The organism is Rhodoferax sp. GT1R46 (genome assembly GCF_056521285.1).
The window spans coordinates 86,169-105,686 of record NZ_JBWMBC010000010.1; the positions used below are offsets into that span (position 1 = coordinate 86,169).

General features: G+C 61.5%; 17 protein-coding genes. 3 read left to right on the forward strand and 14 right to left on the reverse strand.

Features of this window, described 5'->3' with window-relative positions:
- Positions 1-39: 39 nt before the first annotated feature.
- From AC097W_RS18625 to AC097W_RS18640, 4 genes are all read right to left on the reverse strand, one after another.
- Complete coding sequence (locus tag AC097W_RS18625) at positions 40-3,480, reverse strand: response regulator (RefSeq protein WP_479604125.1); 3,441 nt, start codon at positions 3,478-3,480, stop codon at positions 40-42.
- Positions 3,481-3,503: 23 nt separating this feature from the next.
- A complete protein-coding gene (locus AC097W_RS18630) occupies positions 3,504-4,313 on the reverse strand; it encodes an alpha/beta fold hydrolase (RefSeq protein ID WP_479604126.1) in 810 nt (269 codons plus the stop codon).
- Between the two features lie 94 nt (positions 4,314-4,407).
- A complete protein-coding gene (locus AC097W_RS18635; protein WP_479604127.1) occupies positions 4,408-5,061 on the reverse strand; it encodes a 3'-5' exonuclease in 654 nt (217 codons plus the stop codon).
- Positions 5,061-6,887, reverse strand: coding sequence for a DUF294 nucleotidyltransferase-like domain-containing protein (locus AC097W_RS18640; protein WP_479604128.1), 1,827 nt, complete (start codon positions 6,885-6,887; stop codon positions 5,061-5,063). The genes AC097W_RS18635 and AC097W_RS18640 overlap by 1 nt, the downstream gene beginning before the upstream one ends.
- Before the next feature lie 228 nt (positions 6,888-7,115).
- On the opposite strand from AC097W_RS18640, the gene AC097W_RS18645 reads away from it, so the two are divergent.
- Positions 7,116-8,156: a CAP domain-containing protein gene (locus AC097W_RS18645; RefSeq protein ID WP_479604129.1), complete on the forward strand. Its 1,041-nt coding sequence runs from the start codon at positions 7,116-7,118 to the stop codon at positions 8,154-8,156.
- Positions 8,157-8,162: 6 nt separating this feature from the next.
- On the opposite strand, the gene AC097W_RS18650 is transcribed toward AC097W_RS18645, so the two are convergent.
- The 6 genes from AC097W_RS18650 to AC097W_RS18675 are packed head-to-tail and all read right to left on the reverse strand — an operon-like array spanning position 8,163 to position 14,629.
- A complete protein-coding gene (locus AC097W_RS18650) occupies positions 8,163-8,801 on the reverse strand; it encodes a 2-hydroxychromene-2-carboxylate isomerase (protein WP_479604130.1) in 639 nt (212 codons plus the stop codon).
- 17 nt (positions 8,802-8,818) lie between these two features.
- On the reverse strand, positions 8,819-9,070 hold the full coding sequence (locus tag AC097W_RS18655; RefSeq protein WP_479604131.1) for a DUF1289 domain-containing protein: 252 nt from the start codon (positions 9,068-9,070) through the stop codon (positions 8,819-8,821).
- 1 nt (position 9,071) lies between these two features.
- Positions 9,072-9,980: a hydroxymethylglutaryl-CoA lyase gene (locus AC097W_RS18660; RefSeq protein ID WP_479604132.1), complete on the reverse strand. Its 909-nt coding sequence runs from the start codon at positions 9,978-9,980 to the stop codon at positions 9,072-9,074.
- Between the two features lie 28 nt (positions 9,981-10,008).
- Positions 10,009-10,929 carry a 2-hydroxyacid dehydrogenase gene (locus tag AC097W_RS18665; protein ID WP_479604133.1) on the reverse strand — a complete coding sequence of 307 codons (921 nt, stop codon included), beginning with the start codon at positions 10,927-10,929 and terminating at the stop codon, positions 10,009-10,011.
- Between the two features lie 20 nt (positions 10,930-10,949).
- Positions 10,950-12,992 (reverse strand): acetyl/propionyl/methylcrotonyl-CoA carboxylase subunit alpha, encoded by a 2,043-nt coding sequence (locus AC097W_RS18670; protein ID WP_479604134.1) that lies wholly within the window; start codon positions 12,990-12,992, stop codon positions 10,950-10,952.
- 14 nt (positions 12,993-13,006) lie between these two features.
- Positions 13,007-14,629 (reverse strand): carboxyl transferase domain-containing protein, encoded by a 1,623-nt coding sequence (locus AC097W_RS18675; protein WP_479604135.1) that lies wholly within the window; start codon positions 14,627-14,629, stop codon positions 13,007-13,009.
- Between the two features lie 120 nt (positions 14,630-14,749).
- On the opposite strand from AC097W_RS18675, the gene AC097W_RS18680 reads away from it, so the two are divergent.
- On the forward strand, positions 14,750-15,871 hold the full coding sequence (locus AC097W_RS18680; protein ID WP_479604136.1) for an AraC family transcriptional regulator: 1,122 nt from the start codon (positions 14,750-14,752) through the stop codon (positions 15,869-15,871).
- 29 nt (positions 15,872-15,900) lie between these two features.
- Positions 15,901-16,599: a glutathione S-transferase family protein gene (locus AC097W_RS18685; RefSeq protein ID WP_479604172.1), complete on the forward strand. Its 699-nt coding sequence runs from the start codon at positions 15,901-15,903 to the stop codon at positions 16,597-16,599.
- 71 nt (positions 16,600-16,670) lie between these two features.
- Here the strand turns inward: AC097W_RS18685 and AC097W_RS18690 are convergent, their stop codons facing one another.
- The 4 genes from AC097W_RS18690 to AC097W_RS18705 all read right to left on the reverse strand — a co-directional run bounded on the left by AC097W_RS18690 (position 16,671) and on the right by AC097W_RS18705 (position 19,512).
- Positions 16,671-17,078, reverse strand: coding sequence for a dienelactone hydrolase family protein (locus tag AC097W_RS18690; RefSeq protein ID WP_479604137.1), 408 nt, complete (start codon positions 17,076-17,078; stop codon positions 16,671-16,673).
- Positions 17,075-17,275, reverse strand: coding sequence for a hypothetical protein (locus tag AC097W_RS18695; RefSeq protein ID WP_479604138.1), 201 nt, complete (start codon positions 17,273-17,275; stop codon positions 17,075-17,077). Before AC097W_RS18695 ends, AC097W_RS18690 begins: the two co-directional genes overlap by 4 nt.
- Positions 17,276-17,425: 150 nt before the next feature.
- The gene (locus AC097W_RS18700; protein ID WP_479604139.1) at positions 17,426-17,836 is read right to left on the reverse strand and encodes a YchJ family protein; all 411 of its coding nucleotides are present in this window, start codon (positions 17,834-17,836) and stop codon (positions 17,426-17,428) included.
- Positions 17,833-19,512: an acyl-CoA dehydrogenase family protein gene (locus tag AC097W_RS18705; protein ID WP_479604140.1), complete on the reverse strand. Its 1,680-nt coding sequence runs from the start codon at positions 19,510-19,512 to the stop codon at positions 17,833-17,835. The genes AC097W_RS18700 and AC097W_RS18705 overlap by 4 nt, the downstream gene beginning before the upstream one ends.
- Between the last annotated feature and the right edge of the window lie 6 nt (positions 19,513-19,518).

The following is a 19,518-nucleotide window of genomic DNA, read 5'->3' on the forward strand; positions in this document are numbered from 1 at the left end:
GGCTTCGCCCGGCCTTTTTTTTGTTTGTTCTTCGGCTGATCAGCCTTGCGATTGCGACATCAGGGCATCACAACATTCAGCGGCACGTTCGAACGCCAGCGAATTGACAGCGGAATTCAGCTCGTCGAACTTGTCGCCAATTTCTGGCTCATATTCAAGTCGGAGTCTGGCGTGCAACTCCAGCGCTCCCATGTCGGAACGCAGCAGCAACGCACGCAGCTGCTCAAGGCTCTTTGACAACGCCACCATGCCGGACGCAGCGCTTGCGCCTGGAGCCCTCTTGGTACCGGCCTTCGCAAGCCCGGCCTCCAGCATTGCAATCGCGGCGACCAGATCCGGCCTCAAAAGACCCACTGCCATTTGCAAGCCGCCAACCAATTGGCCGTCGTCCCGTTCCGGCACGGTCATCAGTGTGAGCTCCGTCTCGCCTGCAAATGAGGCGAACGCAGCCGCGCCTACCGTAGCCGCAAGGCCTTTAAGGGTATGCATCAAACGCACCGCTTCGACGTTGTCGCCGGAGGACAGGTGATGCTGCAGTTGCCTTTGGGCACTATCGCACTCTTTCAAAAAGGATTTCAAAGCCTTCAGATAAAGTGCCGTGCTTCCACCCATGCGGGACAACGCGGCTTCGGCATCCAGTTGCCCGTAGCGCGCCTCTGCTGTCGTGGCCTTTGTTGCCAGTCGAGCCTGCGGCGGGCTCTGACTGGCGGGTCGCTCGACAAATTCCACCCAGCCAACACACCGCCGCAGTGTGGCGACAAGGGTGTCAAGATCAAAAGGCTTGCCGACAAAGTCGGTCATGCCAGCATCCACGCAGGCTGCACGGTCCGAGGGCATCGCATTGGCGGTCATTGCGACAACCGGCAAGTCCGTCATACCCAATGTCGCACGGATGAAGCGGGTGGCGGTATAGCCGTCCATAACGGGCATTTGAACGTCCATCAGGACTGCGTCAAATGCAAGATGGGCGGCCTGAATCGCCTCCACGCCCAGCTGGCCGTTGGCGGCCAGTGAAACCAGGGCCCCCTCGTAAACCAGCAACTCTTCGGCGATTTGCTGGTTGACCATGTTGTCCTCCACCACCAGCAAACGCATGCCATCAAGGCGACGCTGGCTGCTGGCAGGGTCATCCACAGTGGCCACTCCCGCCCCCGCTGAGCGCGCATCCACGAAGGCATCAAACACCATTGAAGCAGTAACAGGCTTCACCAGGAATCCGTTGATCTGGGCCTGCTCCTCTCGGGTGCGCAGGCTGAGTGTCTGCTGCCCATTGGCAGTGACCATGACCACCAGCGGCCTTTTGTCACCCAAGTCTGGCGCGATATTGCCAATCTGGCGCAAGGTTTCCCAGCCGTCCATACCCGGCATCTGCCAATCCAGGAACAGCACATCGAATGGAGCCGCATCACCCACTGCCACAGCGCGCAGCATCCTGACGGCCTGGCTTCCGCTGCTCAGCAGCGTTGCGACCCACCCCAGCGATCGTGCCATCTGTAGCAACAACTCCCCCGCAACCGGGTGGTCGTCAACAATCAGCACTTTGATTGACCCCAAGACCGGGCGCGATCCGGCTTGCAGCGCCACCGGAACCTGCTCCGCAATGGCCAGCGGAACGCTGAAGTGAAACCGACTCCCGGCACCCAGCGCGCTCTCCAGCAACAACTCGCCGCCCATCAGCTCTACCAGTCTTTGGCTGATGGACAATCCCAATCCGGTTCCCCCGAATTGACGGGTAGTAGAACTTTCGGCCTGCGAGAAGCCGGAGAATATGTGCCCCTGGTTTTCGGGCGAAATACCAATGCCCGAATCCTTGACGGCAAACTCCACTACAACCTCGTGCTCACGGCGGTGTTTCACACGTACGTGCACCACCACCTGCCCAGCCGCGGTGAACTTTATGGCGTTGCCGCCCAGGTTCACCAGCACCTGCTGCAGCCGCAAGGAGTCACCCAACAGCACAGCAGGAATATCGGGCCCAACATCAAACAGAACTTCTACCGCCTTGGAACCCACGTAGGCAGAGAAGATGACCGACAGACTGCGCATCAATTGATCCAGGCGAAATGGCTGGATATCCAGCTTCATCTTGCCGGCATCCATCTTGGAGAAATCCAGAATGTCGTTCAAAAGCCCCAAAAGTGAATGCGCAGCCCCCTTGGTCTTGTCCGCATAGTCGCGCTGGCGTGTGGTGAGAGGTGTCTTCTGCAACAGGCTGAGCATGCCCAGAATGGCGTTCATCGGCGTGCGAATTTCGTGGCTCATGTTTGCCAGAAACTGGCCTTTCGCGGCGGTGGCCCGGTCGGCCTCCAGCTTGGCCTGCGTCAGGCTGCTCTCATATTCTTTCTGCGCGGTGACGTCAAAGTTCACCCCAATCAGTCGCACTGCACGCCCGGATTCTTCGCGACGCACGCGCCCGACACTCTTGATGTGCCGCAGCTCACCGTTCGGCCACAGGATTCGGAATTCTGTTGTAAATGCGAAAACGTCTGCCAACGCAGCTTTCAACGCAGCCCTGGACTGCTCAACATCTTCCGGATGGACGCTCTGCTCCAGAATCACAAGGGGGTCGCTTGCATCCCCGGCAGATCGCCCGTAGAGGTGATACATCCACTTGTCCCAATGCAGTGTTCTGAGCGCCACATCAAAATCCCACACCCCTATCCCTGCCGAATCGGCCGCCAACTCAAACCGCTCGTTGGTTTGCAGCAGCGCCAACTCGGTATTTTTTCTCTCTGTAATGTCCTGAAAGGCACCCACCAGCGCCACCGGCTTTCCCGCCGCAAGCTGCACCTCCCCTGCCGTGCGCACCCAGATTGGGCGACCTGTTGCCGTGATTGCGCGAAGCTCTGCATCCCAGGGAGTTCCTTCCGCAATGCACTTTTGTACCAGGGCTTTGATGACCAGACGGGACTCCGGCGCATAGAACTCAACCGCCCCCTCCAAGGTCGGCTGATAGCCGGGTGGCACTTCATGAATGCGGCAGGTCTGGTCGGTCCATTCCGGCGTCATGGTGCCCAGATCCAGCCGCCAGGCACCAATGCCAGCGATTCGCCCGACGCGGTCAAGAAAGGCATGGGCCAACGTCAGGTCGCTGGCCATGTGCTGGGCTTTTTCACGCGCCTGAACCAGGTCGGCTTCAAACCGGCTCCGTTCCCTGGCAACAAAGAACACCCATTGAATGCAATCGGCGTTGTGGTACCTGCCGCTGCTTCCATTGAGCATGACGGGAACCGGCTGCCCCGAGGTGTCCCGCAGGTGCAGGTACAACTCCCGCACGTTGCCGGTTTTAAGCAGCATGGGCCAGACGTGGGTCTGAAGGAAGATGCGGGAAGGAGCGGTCAGCAGCGCGTTCATGTTCTGCTGCGTCCATTGGTCCTTCGTACCCCCTACAACCTGGAGCAAATCTTTGTTCGCGGCAAGAATATTGCCCTGCAGGTCAGTAACCAGCAGCGGACACGGGATCTGCAGCAAATCATCCATCAGGGGTGTACGGGGTTCGGCCGTCAGGCAGGCCGCTGCGGCATATACCGGCGCATCGCATCAATTACGAGGTTCGGGTGACTCATGTGTGCGCAGTGCCCTGTGACATCCATCACTTCCAGGGTGCTGCCACGCAAATGATGGTGCAAATAGCTACCCACAGACTGTGGCGCCAGGGTGTCTTCCCGGTGTTGAAGTATCAGACAGGGCCGAGAAACAAGGGGCAGGTCCTTGCGGTTATCAGCAAAGAATGTGGCTTGGGCAAACGCCTTGGCCGCAACAGGATCTGTTGAACAAAAGCTATCCGACAGTTCTCCGGCCAGTTCGTCGCCCTGCGGCGCCCCAGCGACGACTGGGGCCAGGTAGTTGGCCCATCCAATGTAGTTTTGATCCATGAGGGCAAGCAGCCCCTCCAGATCGGCGCGCTCAAAACCACCCAGGTAGTCCGGCAGGTCGTTCAAAAAGCAGGGCGTGGGGCCAACCAATATCAGTCGTTCAAAAAGCTCCGGGCGGGCTATCGAGGCCAGCATGCCAATGCTGCAACTCACCGAGTGTCCGACGAAAGTGACGCCGCTGGTCAACCCAAGCTCGTCGCACACGTCCAGGACGTCCTGGGCGTAACCATGCAGGTCGCCATACCGCACCGGATCAAAGGACGCCACGTCTGACTGACCGCTGCCGACGTAGTCGAACAGCACCTGCCGATGGGTTTCGGCAAAGGCGGGGGTCACGCGACTCCACATGGTCTGGCTACAGCCAAATCCATGGGCATACAACACAACCGGGCCGGATTCGCTTGCAATATTGATGTTGTTGCGAGCGCGTGTGCTCATGATGATCCTTTAGAGTGGCTCGGCAACCCGGATTTCGGGTCGAAGCAGTGTACACAAACGGACTTATTCGACATTCCCGCTTCAGGCGCAGCACTCAGGCGTGTTGCATTTGCCGCAGCTTCAGAAACGCCAGAGCGGCCATCACGGCGTCATTCAGGGCATCGTGCGCTGGGCGCAGGGGTAAACCCAGGTCAAGCATCAGACTGTTAAAGCGCAGGTCAATGGAACTGTTGTCGCGTGCGCTGGACGGCAACTGCTGGTACTTGTAGTCGTAGTACAGCGCCGACACTTCAATTTTTCGCTGGGGCAGGCCCATCCCAAGAAGGGGAAACAACACCCGGTTGATCATGGCCACATCAAACTCCAGGTAATAGCCCACCAGGGGCCGACTGCCAATGAAAGCCATGAGCTGCATCATCGCGTCGTCGGGTGCCAAGCCTTGTGCCACGTCCTGCTCCCGCAGGCGATGCACCCGCACACTGTCGGCAGACAGGCGTTTTTCGGGACGAACGATCAACTCCAGCCGTTCACTGGTCATGATGCGATTGCCCTTGATCCGCACCGCACCGATAGAAATGATGTCGTCGGTCCTGGTATTGAGCCCGGTGGTTTCGCAATCCAGTGCCACCCATTCGTCTGCAGGCGGCTTGTCCCACATGAAGCGAAAACGCTGATCGCCCAGGTGGTACAGCAGCCATTCCCGTTTGAGCGCGGCCACCCAGGAGATGGGCGACAGGCCCGAAAACATTACACCGCCTCCAGGTGAAACCGCTGACTCAGCAACACCTTGAATTGCTTGACCACACCCAGTGTGTCCTTGAGCAGGTCACGGTCCAGGCTGCTGAGCTTGTCTATCTGCATGCCTCCGGATACACCGTGCCCGGTTGCCAGCTCCTGCAAGCCCACTTTGAGCTTGAGCCCCATGAAGAAGTACAGGCTGTCGAGCAGATCACCGGCCAACTTTTCGGGCAATTTTCCGGCGGCCATCAAGGCTTCAATGCGACCCGCTGTGGATGTTTCACCGATATGGTGGGCCAGCGCCAGGCTGCGGATGCCATGCACCAGCGGGAAGATGCCCACCTTCTTGATGTCCATCGACTCCTTGCCCTGCTCACCCAAGAGCAGCAGACGGTTCCACCAGCCACTGCTACTGCCAAAGAAATTGATGGCCGACGCAAATCGCGCCAGCATGGCATCGTTGTCTGCCGTCAGGTCAAATACGGAGGAGCGCACCTTGTCCAGCAGGGTCGTATTACCACACACGGCGTGGGCATCCAGAAAAATGGCAAGTGCCATCAGGCTGTCGGGGTCGGCTGTTGCAGACCACAAGCGCACCATCTGGCTGAAATCGGTCACGCTCTGGCACCACTGCGGGTTGCTGACCATGATGTTGCCCGGACAAGGCGGATAACCAAAATCTGCCAGCGCCTTGGAAAACTGGGCGCACACACCGGGAAGGTCAACCGAACAGACATAACCATCCCGCAACACCAGCGCGTTGTCCTGGTCGGTCTTGAGCAGCTGCTCGCCGCGGCCTTCACTGCCCATCACGAACAGGCAGCTATTGGCCACCAGATCCGGAGGCGCAATCAGCTGCCAGGTGCGCTCAAACAGGCGGGCATTGAGTTCCTGAACCAGCCTGCCAATCAGGTTGACCTTGGTGCCATTGCGGTACAGCAGGGAGATCAGTTTGGTGATCTGGTCAGCTGCGAGCTTGAGCGTCGCCACATCCCGCGCCCCGATGATCTGCACATTGATCTGGTACGACTGGTTGGACAAAAAGCTGAACAGGTCCAGCGCCTCCAGCACCCCGACAATGGTTTCGCCATCGGCCACCACCACCCGGTGCACATTGTGTTTGATCATGACGGCCAGCGCCTCGCCCAGTTGGTCGCTGGGGCGCACCCGAATCAACGAAAAATTGGCCAGCTCGCCCACCGGCAACTGGTCCAGGGGGGTGCCGTGCAGAATGGCCCGCTGCAGACCCGTGGCCGTAAAAATGCCGACCCGCAGTGGATGGGAATGCGTATCGCGCACCAGCACCGTCGCCGTGCGCATCGCCTGAAAATGCTTGACCACGTCCAGCACGGAGGTGTCTGCGTCCACGAAATGGGGGGGCCGCACAAAGGCCTCATCTACCCGCGCCATGGTCAGCGACTGCAGTTCGTGGCGGCTTTGGCGTTCTGACAAGGCGCTGAGCTTGTGGGACAAATCGGAAAACAGCAGCGCACCAAAGGTGGCGTTGGCGGCAATCAGGTCACTCACAGCCTGCTTGGTCAGCTGGTAAGCCACCACTTCTTCTGCCGCCACAAACCGGCTGCTGACCTTGCCCGCTACCAGACCGCGGCCATCAAAGCAATCATCCGGGCCATAGGTGTTGACCACTTCGTTGCCATCGAACTGCTGCACAAAGCCCTTGATGATCACGAACAGGTGGGTCGGCTGCACGCCCAGGGCCAGAATGGTTTCACCTTGGGGAAAGTAGGCAATATCCACACTGCTGCGCACCAGACGCTGCTGCTCCAGGGTCAGGCAGTCAAAGGGGGACGCAGAGAAATTGAACGCACTGGGCATGGTGAACTCACGGGGGTAGGCAGGCTGAAACCAGATTCACTGTATTTTCCTCCGGTTAAACATGCACTTTTCTGACATCCGCTTTACTGGCGCGACACCCTGCGGCAGCCGTTCTCGCCCTCATCTGCGGGCTCCAATGGGAACCCCGGATTTTGTAAGCAGTCGTTATTCAAGGGGTTTGTTTGCGCCGGTTGAGGTAGGCTTGAGCCCAACCCTTACTTTGAAAACATGGCCAAAGCATTTTTCTCCTATGCCGCCGTTGGTATCTGTGCAGTTCTATTGCTGACCGGCTGCGGCGGCGGAGGCGGCGGAGGAGGTAGTTCCAGCGCGGCCCCCGCCGGGGGAACACCCACTTATACCGCCCCAACGACCAATGCCAGCGTGCCGGTTGTCGCTACGGGGGCATCCGCCACAACGTATACAGGCGAGGAGCTTGCCGCCTACAACTGGTTCAGCACCAATCGCCAGGCCTGTGGGTTTGGCCCTTTGCAGCAAAACGCCCAGCTCGATACCGCGGCCAGAAATCATATTGTCTGGATGGTCAATAACAACACCTTCAGCCACTATGAAGTAGCCGCCACGGCCGGATTCACGGGTGTCACCCCCTGGGACCGCATGGCGGCAGCGGGCTACTCAGGGGTTCAATTTGGGGAAATTCTGGCGGGTATTTCAACGTCCAACAAAACGGGCTTTGGGCTGAAAGGGGCCAGAAATCTGTTGGTGGCACCCTACCACCTGATGGGCGCCATGCAGGGAAACCGGGAGATTGGCGTCAGCGTCAAAAGTGGCGGGCCGATCGGGTCTGGCGCGGATTACACCGCAGCCGTCACTGCCAATGAGAGCTACCTGGCCGTCGACATGGCTGCAAGTCTTACCTTGCTGCCCCAGGTGCAACGCAGCACCGATGTGCTGACCTACCCCTGTCAGGGCGTCACCGGAACGGCGTACGCCTTGACCGCCGAGTCGCCCAACCCGGTTCCGTCTCGCAATTTGGCGGTGAACCCTATCGGGCAGCCGGTGTTTGTACAGTTGCTGGCTGGCAATATCCTGGTCATTACGTCCGTCTCGGTAACCGGACCTGCGGGAGCCGTAGCGCTACTGCCCACGATGACCGCTTCCAATGATCCGAATCAGGAACTGCTGGCCAATATGGCCATCATCATGCCCAGCGCACCGCTCAGCCCCAGTTCCGCCTATTCCGTGTTCATCACCGGCACCAACAATGGCGTGGGATTCAGCCGAAGCTTTGGGTTTTCAACGGGGACCTGACGCGCACTATCGACGCGCAATTCCTGACGGCACGCCGGAAACAGAATCCCACGGTGGGCCGTCAAACCACGCATCACCATCCAGATAGGCGCGCAGCATGGGCAAGCCATCCAGCCCCCAGAACACTTTGCCATCGACCTCAAACGAAGGAACGCCAAACACGTCTTTGGCAATAGCCTCATCTGCATGCGCCTTGAGCCGGGCCTTGACGGCCGCATCCGCCGGATCTTGTCCCGGTGCGAGTTGCTGTGTGACCGCGGCCAGCCGCGCTGGGTCGGCCGCATCGGCACCGCCTACCCACACGTGGCGAAACAAGGTGTCACACACATAGCGGTTGGGCAAGCCCTGGGGGTCGGTTGCCACGGCCAGCCGCAGCAGACCCAGCGGGTTGAACGGATGCTGGGCAGGCATATCCAGCGGGTGGCCCAGTTGGTGCGCCAGCCACTGCACGTGGCGATAGGTCCAGTCGCGCTTGGGTGGCACTTCCGCGGGGCCCAGCATGGCGTTGTGCTTGAGTAGGCCCCCCAGAAAGACCGGTTTGTAGGCCACCGTGTAACTCAAGCCCATGAGCGCCTTGGGCAATTCCTTGAATGCCAGCCAGGCGTAGGGCGAGATGAAGTCCAGATAAAAGGTAATGTGCTTCATGCGGGGCCTCTTGCGTGCTACGAGCTGACTTGGGCGAAAGCGTCAGGATGCGTCTGGCGCAGGCGCCCGGACAAGGTGGTCCACATCACCTTCTTGGCGGCGTCGTCGCTACTGCTCCAGACGCGAATTTCGTCAAGGGTGCGAAAGCAACCCTCGCACAGGCCGCTGCCCGTGTCCATGCGACAGATCGACACGCACGGTGAAGGCACATTTTCGACCGAAGCCCCCGCCAATACTGCGCGAGCAGCTAGCGTTTTGATAGCATCCATATCAACCGGCCCTCTTGGCCAACAGCGCATTGCCCGCGCGCGACTGGGACTTGCGACCCAAAAATGTGCTGATGAACTGGCCCGCATCGATGAGCTTGTCCAGATCAATGCCGGTTGCAATGCCCATGCCGTGCAACAGGTACACCACGTCTTCCGATGCGACATTGCCGGTGGCGCCCTTGGCATAGGGGCAGCCGCCCAGACCTGCGACCGAGGTGTCGAACTGCCACACGCCCATTTGCAGGCTGGCCAGGGTGTTGGCCAGCGCCATGCCATAGGTGTCGTGGAAATGGCCGGAAATCTGGTTGATGTCATAGACCTTCAGGGCAGCGTCCAGCGCGCGCTGCACCTTCTGCGGCGTGCCCACGCCAATGGTGTCGGCCACGCCCACATGCTGCACGCCAATGCCGTGCATCAGGCGCGCCACCATCTCCACCCGCTCGGGGGCAATCTCGCCCTCATAGGGGCAGCCCACGGCGCAGGAAATGGCGCCCCGCACGGTGATGCCCTGCGCCAATGCGGCTTGCACGACCGGACGGAAACGCTCGATGCTCTCGGCAATCGAGCAGTTGATGTTCTTCTGGCTGAAGGCCTCGCTGGCAGCACCAAACACCGCAATCTCGTCAGGCCGGGTCTTCACCGCCGCGTCAAAGCCCTGCAGGTTGGGTGTGAGCACCGAGTAGCGCACGCCCGGCTTGCGGGCAATGCCCGCCATCACCTCGGCGTTGTCGGCCATTTGGGGAACCCACTTGGGCGACACAAAGCTGGTGACTTCAATATCCGTCAGCCCAGCTTCCTGCAGGCGGTGCACCAGCTCGATCTTGACGCTGGCGGGCACTGGCTGCTTTTCATTTTGCAGGCCATCACGGGGGCCGACTTCAACCAGTTTGACGCGCTGGGGCAATTCCATGGGGCATTCTCTTTTCAATAAACGGGAGTCAGTATCCCCGGGATGGATCAACCATGCCGGCGACAGGTTCGCCGCGCTGCAGGGCGGCAATTTTTCCGGCAATCTGGGCAATGCTCTCGCTGCGCAGGGTGCGGGCCGAAGTATGCGGCGTCACGGTGATTTTTTCGTGGAGCCAGAACGGGTGGTCTTTGGGCAGCGGCTCGCTGCGGAAAACATCCAGCGTGGCACCAGCCAGGTGACCACTGTCCAGCGCAGCCAGCAGGTCCGCGTCCACCACATGCGCGCCGCGCGCCACATTGATGACATAACCCCCAGGGCGCACGCACGCCAGACGCTGCGCATCCAGAATATCGCGGGTTTCGGGAGTCAACGGCAGCAGGCACACCACGATGCGGCTGGCGGCCAGAAAGGCCTCCAGCGCAGTGTCTCCCGCAAAACACCGCACGCCGGGCAGGGTCTTGGGGGTGCGGCTCCAGCCGTTGACCGGAAAGTCGAACTGCGCCACTGCGCGCGCCACGCGGTCCCCCAGCACGCCCAGCCCCAGAATACCCACCGGGTAATCCAGCCGGCTGTGCGGCTTGCGAAACGACCACTTGCCAGCCCGGGTATCGGCCTCATACCGGTCGAACTCACGGAAATGGCGGATAACGGCATGGCACACGTACTCGGCCATCTGCACCGACATGCCCGCATCGTCCAGCCGTATCACCGGCAACGCGGGCGGCAACTGCAGTTGCATCAGGGCATCGACCCCGGCCCCGGTGTTGAAGAGTGCCTTGAGCGTGGGCTGCTCGTCCAGCAATTGCTGGGGCGGCTTCCACACCACGGCGTAATCGGCAGGCGGCGCACCCGGCTCCCAGAGACTGACCTCTGCACCGGGCAAAGCCGCCTGCAAGCCGGGAATCCAGGATTTCTGATCCTGGTCCACACTGTAATAAAAAACACGCATGGGCGAATTTTCGCCAGAGTTCAGGCAGCCGTCTCCAGCTTGAGCAATTCGGCGCCTTCAGTGACCTGGTCACCCGGTGCAAACAGCAGCTCGGCCACCACGCCATCGGCCGGTGCTGCAATGGTGTGCTCCATCTTCATGGCTTCCATCACCGCCAGCGCCTGGCCCTTTTTGACGGCGTCGCCCGCTTTCACGGCAAACGACACCACCTTGCCCGGCATGGGGGCGGTCAGCCGGCCGACCTCGGCATGCACCTCGCCGGCGTGGGCCAGCGCATCAATTGCTATCACTTGTGTAGCACCCTGCGCAGTAAATACGTGGGCTACCTCGCCTTTTTTATACAAATGCACGGTGGAGCGCAGGTCGCCATAGCGCACATCCAGCGCGCCATGGGCCAAGGGCGTGTAGTGCAGGGCCGCAGTCTTGCCATCGAGCTGCAGCTGCAAGCCGCCGCCATGCAGACGGGTAAATTGCGCGGTATGGGGTTCGCCGTGGAACTCCAGCATGAACGCACGCACCGATGCACCGTGCGAGCGCCAGCCATCGCGCTGCGCCCAGGGGTCGATCCAGCCACTGGCGTCCGCCTGCGTTGCAAACGACTGTTCGCTGACCAGGGTGTGCGCGATCAACGCGGCAGTGGCCAGCGGCAGGCCCACTTTTTCCTGGTTGAACAGCACGGCGGCTTCACGCGGAATCAAGGCCGTATCCAATTGCGCCTGCGCAAACGAGGGGCTGGTGACCACATGGCGCAGAAACTGCACATTGGTCGCCAGGCCCACGATGTGCGTTTGCGCCAGCGCCGTGTCCATGCGGGCCAGCGCCTCTTCACGCGTTGCGCCATGCACGATGAGCTTGGCGACCATGGAGTCGTAATACGGGCTGATGGTGTCACCCTCGCGCACACCATCGTCCACGCGCACATGAATGCCAGCATGGCTGCCGTCTGCACGCTCAAAGGCCGTGCAAACGGGCTTACGGTAAACGTTCAGCGTGCCGGTCGCGGGCAAGAAGTTGTTGTCGGGGTTCTCGGCGCAGATGCGCGCCTCAATGGCGTGACCGATGATCTTGAGCTGGTCCTGGCGCAGCGGCAAAGGCTCGCCACTGGCCACGCACAATTGCCACTCGACCAGGTCCAACCCGGTGATGGCTTCGGTGACGGGGTGCTCCACCTGCAGTCGCGTGTTCATCTCCATAAAGAAGAAGGTCATGGCGCCACCGTCGCGCTGCTCCACGATGAATTCCACCGTGCCCGCACCCACATAATTCACCGCACGGGCCGCCGCCACGGCGGCCAGACCCATTTGCTGGCGCATCTCAGGGCTCAGGCCGGGCGCTGGCGCTTCTTCCAGCACCTTCTGGTGGCGCCGCTGCACCGAGCAATCGCGCTCAAACAGGTACACGTAGTTGCCCTGCGTGTCGCCAAACACCTGGATCTCGATATGGCGCGGGCGCTGTACGTATTTTTCAATCAGCACAGCGTCGTCGCCAAAGCTGTTGATGGCCTCGCGCTTGCAACTGGCCAGGGCTGCGGCAAAGTCCTCGGCCTTGTCCACCGCGCGCATGCCTTTGCCACCGCCACCCGCGCTGGCCTTGATGAGCACGGGATAGCCAATGCGGTCGGCCTCGGCCTGCAAGAGCGCCGGGTCCTGGTTGGCGCCGTGGTAGCCGGGCACCAGCGGCACCCCAGCGCGCTCCATCAGCTGCTTGGACTCGGCCTTCAGGCCCATGTCCTTGATGGCCGAGGGTGGCGGGCCAATGAAGACCAGCCCGGCGGTGGCACAGGCCCGTGCGAACTCTTCGTTCTCGCTCAGGAAACCATAGCCGGGGTGAATAGCCTGCGCACCGGTGGCCTTGGCCGCGGCAATAATTTTTTCCCAACGCAGATAGCTGTCTTTGGGTGCGCTGCCGCCAATGTGGACGGCTTCGTCGCACGCAGCGACGTGCTTGGAGGCGGCATCCGCGTCGGAATAGACGGCCACGGTTTTGATGGCCATGCGGCGAGCGGTAGCGGCAACCCGGCAAGCGATTTCGCCGCGGTTGGCAATGAGGATTTTGGTAAACATAATTTCAGTCCTCTTTACATGCGGAACATGCTGAACTTGGCATCGGGAATGGGCGCATTGAGCGTGGCCGAGAGGCCCAGCGCCAGCACGCGGCGCGTATCAGCCGGGTCGATGATGCCGTCGTCCCACAGCCGTGCGGTGGCGTAGTAGGGGTGGCCTTGCACTTCGTACTGCTGGCGAATCGGGGCTTTGAAGGCTTCTTCTTCCTCCAGGCTCATGCTGCCGCCTTTGGCTTCCAGGCCATCGCGGCGCACCGTGGCCAGCACACTGGCCGCCTGCTCGCCGCCCATGACGCTGATGCGCGCGTTGGGCCACATCCACAGGAAGCGCGGGCTGTAAGCGCGGCCACACATGCCGTAGTTGCCAGCGCCAAAGCTGCCGCCGATGATGATGGTGAACTTGGGCACATTGGCGGTCGCCACGGCCGTGACCATCTTGGCGCCGTTGCGGGCGATGCCCTCGTTCTCGTATTTGCGACCCACCATGAAGCCGGTGATGTTCTGCAGGAAGATCAGCGGAATCTTGCGCTGGCAGCAGAGTTCGATAAAGTGCGCGCCCTTCAGGGCCGACTCGCTGAACAGAATACCGTTATTGGCGATGATGCCCACCGGCATACCTTCAATATGCGCAAAGCCGGTGACCAGCGTGGTGCCAAAGCGGGGCTTGAACTCGTGCAGCTCCGAGCCATCGACGATGCGGGCAATGATTTCGCGCACATCAAACGGTTTGCGCGTGTCGGTGGGGATCACACCGTACAACTCTTCTGCTACAAATTTAGGAGCTACTGGCGCAAGTAACGCGGGGGCCAGAGGCTTCTTTTGATTCAAATGTGCGACGGCACTGCGTGCCAGGGAGAGCGCGTGCAGGTCGTTTTGCGCCAGATGGTCGGCCACGCCCGAAAGGCGGGTGTGCACGTCGCCACCGCCCAGGTCTTCGGCCGTCACCACTTCGCCCGTGGCGGCTTTCACCAGCGGTGGGCCGCCCAAAAAGATGGTGCCTTGATTCTTGACGATGATGGTCTCGTCACTCATTGCGGGCACATAGGCACCGCCCGCCGTGCACGAACCCATGACGACTGCGATCTGGGCAATGCCCTCGGCGCTCATGTTCGCCTGGTTGAAAAAGATGCGGCCAAAGTGGTCGCGGTCCGGGAACACCTCGTCCTGATTCGGCAGGTTGGCACCGCCCGAATCCACCAGGTAGATGCAGGGCAGGTGGTTTTGCTGGGCAATCTCTTGCGCGCGCAAATGCTTTTTGACGGTCACGGGGTAGTAGGTTCCGCCCTTCACCGTGGCGTCGTTGCACACAATCATGCAGTCCACACCGCTCACACGGCCAATTCCGGCAATCACGCCGGCGCAGGGGGCGCTGTCGGTGCCGTCGCGGTCCGGGTACATGCCCAGCGCGGCCAGCGGCGAGAGCTCCAGAAACGGCGTGCCGGCGTCCAGCAGCATGTGCACCCGGTCCCGTGGCAACAACTTGCCGCGCCCCGTGTGCCGGGTACGGGCGACCTCGCCACCGCCCAGAGCCGCTTTGTCGCTTTGCGCGTTCAAATCAGCGACCAAGGCTCGCATGGCGTTGGCATTGGCCACAAAATCCGCAGAGCGGGCGTTGAGTTGGGTCTCCAGAATGGACATGGGTGCTTCCGGTGGTGGGTTTCAGGACAAGCTGCATTTTCAACCGGATGGGGCCGAACACACAGGCCACAAAGGTTGCAAATCGTGCCACAAGACAGAAAACTACGGCACACTTGTCCCATGGCGACCACCGCACCGATTGCAGCAACCCCCATGGCCTTTGTACAGGCCATTGTTGCCGCCTACGCGCGTTACGGGATAGACCCTGCAAAGGCCCTGCAGCAGGCACAGATTGCGCCAGAACGGATCCAGCAGAATGGCGCCCGCATCACCGCCTGGCAAATGGAGCAGTTTTCGGGCACCGCCATGCAGGAGCTCGACGACGAAGCCCTGGGCTGGTTCAGCCGCCGCCTGCCTTGGGGCAGCTACGGCATGCTGGCGCGCGCCTCCATCAGCGCGCCCACCCTGCGGGTGGCGCTGGCCCGCTGGTGCCGCCACCATGGGCTGATTGCGCCCGATATTGCGCTGGAGTTGAGGGTGGTGGGCGACGTAGCGACGATCCGAATTACCGAGCACGTTGCAGCACGGGAAGGCTGTGCGGCAGGGGATTCTGCTCCATGTCCCCCGCCCGCTCTGCGGGCTCCTCCTTTACCTGCGCAGAATCCCCTGCCGCACAGCCTTCCAGCACCTCAGCGCGAGTTCTGTCTGGTGTCCGTGCTGCGCAACATCCACGGCCTGGCCTGCTGGCTGGTGGATTCGCGCATTGCGTTGCAGGGGGCGCAATTTCCGTTTGCAGCGCCAGCACATGCGAGCGCCTACGCAGTCTTGTTTTCTGGCCCGACCAGCTTCGACAGCGGCCCGGCCGCTATCCACTTTGATGCGCGCTACCTGAGCCTGCCACTGCGGCGCGATGAAAAGGCCCTGCAGCAAATGCTGCAACACGCGCTGCCGCTGACCGTGCTGCAGTACCGGCGCGACCGCTTGCTGGTGCAGCGAGTGCGCCAGACGCTGTCCAGCCACGCGCAGCAAACCCACAGTGCCGAGGCACTGGCCACGCTTTTGCACGTGTCGCCGCGCACCCTGCACCGCCAGCTGAAAGAAGAAGGCGCCACGCTGCAGGGGCTGAAAGACGAGGTGCGCCAGGCCCGCGCGATTGAGCTGCTGCACCGCACCGAGCGCCCCATCAAACAGGTGGCCGAAGCGGCTGGCTTTCAAAATGAGAAAAGCTTTATCCGTGCCTTCAAGGGTTGGACCGGACTGTCGCCCGCCGAGTTTCGCAAACAGTCCATACCGATTGCATGACCGACCCACGATTTACCCAGGATGTGCCCATGATCACCCTCTACCACTGCGTCAGCGCCCGCTCATTCCGCCCTCTGTGGGTGCTGGAAGAAATGGGCTTGCCCTACCAGCTGAAAATGCTGCCGTTTCCGCCCCGCGCGCTGGCACGGGAGTTTTTGCAGGACAACCCCATGGGCACGGTGCCGCTGCTGGTGGAAGGCGACACCCGCATGACCGAGTCGGCGGCCATGTGCCAGTACCTGGCAGCGCGACACAGCCCCGGCACGGCGCATGGAACGCCCCACGGATCGCTGGACGTGGCAGTCAATGACGCCGCCTACGGCGCCTACCTGAACTGGCTGCACATGAGCGACGCCACGCTCACCTTTCCGCAAACGCTGGTGCTGCGTTACACCCACTTTGAATCCCCTGCCCGCCTGCAGCCACAGGTAGCCGAGGACTACAGCCGCTGGTTTCTGGCGCGGCTGCGCGCGGTGGACGCGGCCTTGCAGCAGCAAGATTATTTATGCGCAGGACGCTTTACCGCCGCAGATGTAGCGGTGGGTTATGCGCTGATGCTGGCAGAGCACTTGGGGCTATCCGCACAATTCAGCACCACGGTGGCCGCCTACTGGGCACGTCTGCAACAGCGCCCCGCCTTTCATCGGGCCTTGGCCATTCAGCACCAGGCGGCCCTTGATCAGGGCGTGCCCACGACACCGGCGCCCGATATCCGGCCGGGTACTTGATGTACGGCGCACTGTGCACAAGATGAGCTGGCGAAGCAAGCGACCCGCTCCCGCTAGCGATTGGCTGATTATTAAAAATAAAGAGGGTGGCGGTAGGCGCGCATTGGTTCGCCCAGAGCGCCCGACTCGAGGTTGAATCCATGGTTGGCATCGGGGTACACCACGAGTTCGAATGGTGCGCTGTTGGCCTTGGCCGCTGCCTCCATGGCATGCATGGACTCGATCACACAGCAATCGTTATACCGATCGCGTTGACCGGCCATGACCAGCACCGGAACTTGGAAGCGTTTGACCAGCGCGTTGATGTTGTTCGCCCAGGTGCGGGTGTACGGGTAATAAGCCACCACCATGGAAACAGTGTCCGGCATGTTCGCAGCACTATAGAGGGCGCCACCTCCGCCCTGCGAAAATCCGATCACCGCCACCCTGCCTTGGACCGCGTTCGGCGCATGCTGCGCCCTGTCGATGACCTTGCTCAAATTGGCAGGACCGTGTAGTAGCCAAGCTGGGCCAGGTCAGCGGCATAGGACTGATACGAGACTCGACCGGTATGCCCTGAAATAGCAACAATCACGGGGCCGGGCTTCCCATTGCTCGGGGCGTGGGCCGTCTGCGCGGGACCCTCTGGCCCGGCTTCGGTTGACACACCATCGGCTGCGATTGCCGACGCTGCCATGAGTGCAACCACCCATCCGATCACGCTCACCGTCGCGAAGCGCACAAGCCACCGGACAGAATGCAAAGGCTTCCTTTGCTGCATCTGCAACAGCTTGCACTGAACAGTGGTAGGCCCACAATGGACGTTATGCAGCCGTCGCAACGGTCATTAGAGTTGCGCCCCATCCACATACAACCAGCAAACGCCCTCCCGCACAAAGCGGCTGAGTTCATGCAGACGCACGGCGCGCCCACCGGGTTCACGCTGGCGGGCCACAAACTCCACTTCAGCGTGGTCAGCATCCAGCACACGGTGTGTGCGCACCTCCAGCCCCAGCCACTTCACCTGCGGATCAAACGCAATCTCTGGCGGACGCGTGTTGGCGTGCCAGGTTTTCAGCAGGTACGCGCCGCGCTCCAGCACAAACGCGCTGTAACGTGATCGCATAAGCGCTTCTGCATCTGGCGCCGGGGCATCGGTTTCCAGCCACTGGCCACAACACTGGGCAAAGCGAAGGGGGCGCGATGCCGCATTCAATCGCCCGCAGGGGCACAGGCTGTCACCCGCCAACGTGCTCAATGCACCACCGGCGTCGCGCGCTGGATGATGGCGGCGCAATCCACGCCGCGTGGCAGGTTGCCAAACGTCAGGCCACTGCTGTCGCCGCCAAGGCGGGATGCGCAAAAGGCATCGGCCACCGCTGCGTTGCCGTGGCGCACCAGCAGCGCGCCTTGCAGCGCCAGCGCCATCTTCTCTACGATGCCGCGTGCGCGGTATTCGATGGCGGACGGATCCAGCAATTCGCTGCCCAGATGCGCCACATACTGGTCCAGCCGGCGATCGGCTCCTGCAGCGGCTTGAACCTCTGCCATGTAGGCGTCTACCGAGCCGGGGCTGCGACCCATGGCACGCAGCATGTCCAGGCACTGCACGTTGCCACTGCCTTCCCAGATGGAATTCACCGGCGATTCGCGGAACAGCCGGGGCATGATGCAGTCCTCCATCACGCCACTGCCGCCAATGCACTCCATGGCCTCATAGGCATGGGCCGGGGTGCGCTTGCAAATCCAGTATTTACCCACGGCGGTGCCCATGCGCACCAGCAGCTTCTCGGACTCGCTGTGGGAGTCCAGCGCGCGGGCAATGCGCATGGTCAGCGCCAGCGCGGCCTCGTGTTCAATCACCAGATCGGCCAGCACGTTTTGCATCAAGGGCTGGTCAGACAGGCGCTTGCCAAAGGCCGAGCGGTAGGCGCAGTGGTGCAGCGCTTGCGCCACCGCCTGGCGCATGCCGCTGGAAGAACCAATCATGCAGTCGAAGCGCGTCATGCTGACCATCTTCAAAATGGTGGCCACGCCTTTGCCTTCGCCGCCCACCATCTGGGCATAGGCGCCGCGGAGTTCGGTTTCGCACGAGGCGTTGGCCACGTTGCCCATCTTGTTTTTCAGGCGCTGAATCTGCATCGGGTTCTTGCTGCCATCGGGGTGCCAGCGCGGCAGCAAAAAGCAGGACAAACCGCCCGGCGCCTGCGCCAGCACCAGGAAGGCATCGCACATGGGGGCCGACACAAAATACTTGTGGCCCACCAGTTCGTAGGCTTGCCCGGGGCCGCCACGGCCCACCGGGTGCGCACGCAGGGTGTTGGCCCGCACATCCGAGCCGCCCTGCTTTTCCGTCATCGCCATGCCAATGGTGAGGGCCTGCTTCTGGTCCACGGGGACACTGCGCGGGTCGTACTGGCAGGCCATGATCTTGGACACCCACTGCGCGGCAATGTCCGGCTGCTCCAGCAGGGCGGGAATCGCAGCTGACGTCATGGTGATAGGGCAGCCGTGCGCCGCATCCACCTGGCTTTGCAAGTAGAACTTGGCCGCCCGCGCCACGTGGGCGCCGGGCTTGGGATCGGTCCAGTGCGAAGAGTGCAACCCGTGCTCCAACGAGGTCTGCATCAACCGGTGGTAAGCCGGGTGAAAGCGCACTTCATCAATGCGGTGGCCGTAGTTGTTGTGCGTGTAGAGCACGGGCTTGTTTTCATTGGCCTGAAAGCCCAGTTCGATCATCTCGCGCGAGCCGGTCAGCGCACCCAATGCCCGGATGTCCGGCTCGGCCCAGGCCGCGCCTTCGCGCTGCACGGCCTCTTGCAGGGCTACGTCTTGCTGGTACAGGTTGTAGTCCTGCAGCGGTGGGGGCTGGTTCTCTACCGCATGGGTTTCCGCCAGGAACGTGCTTTTTGATAAGGTATCGATCATTGCCATTGACTC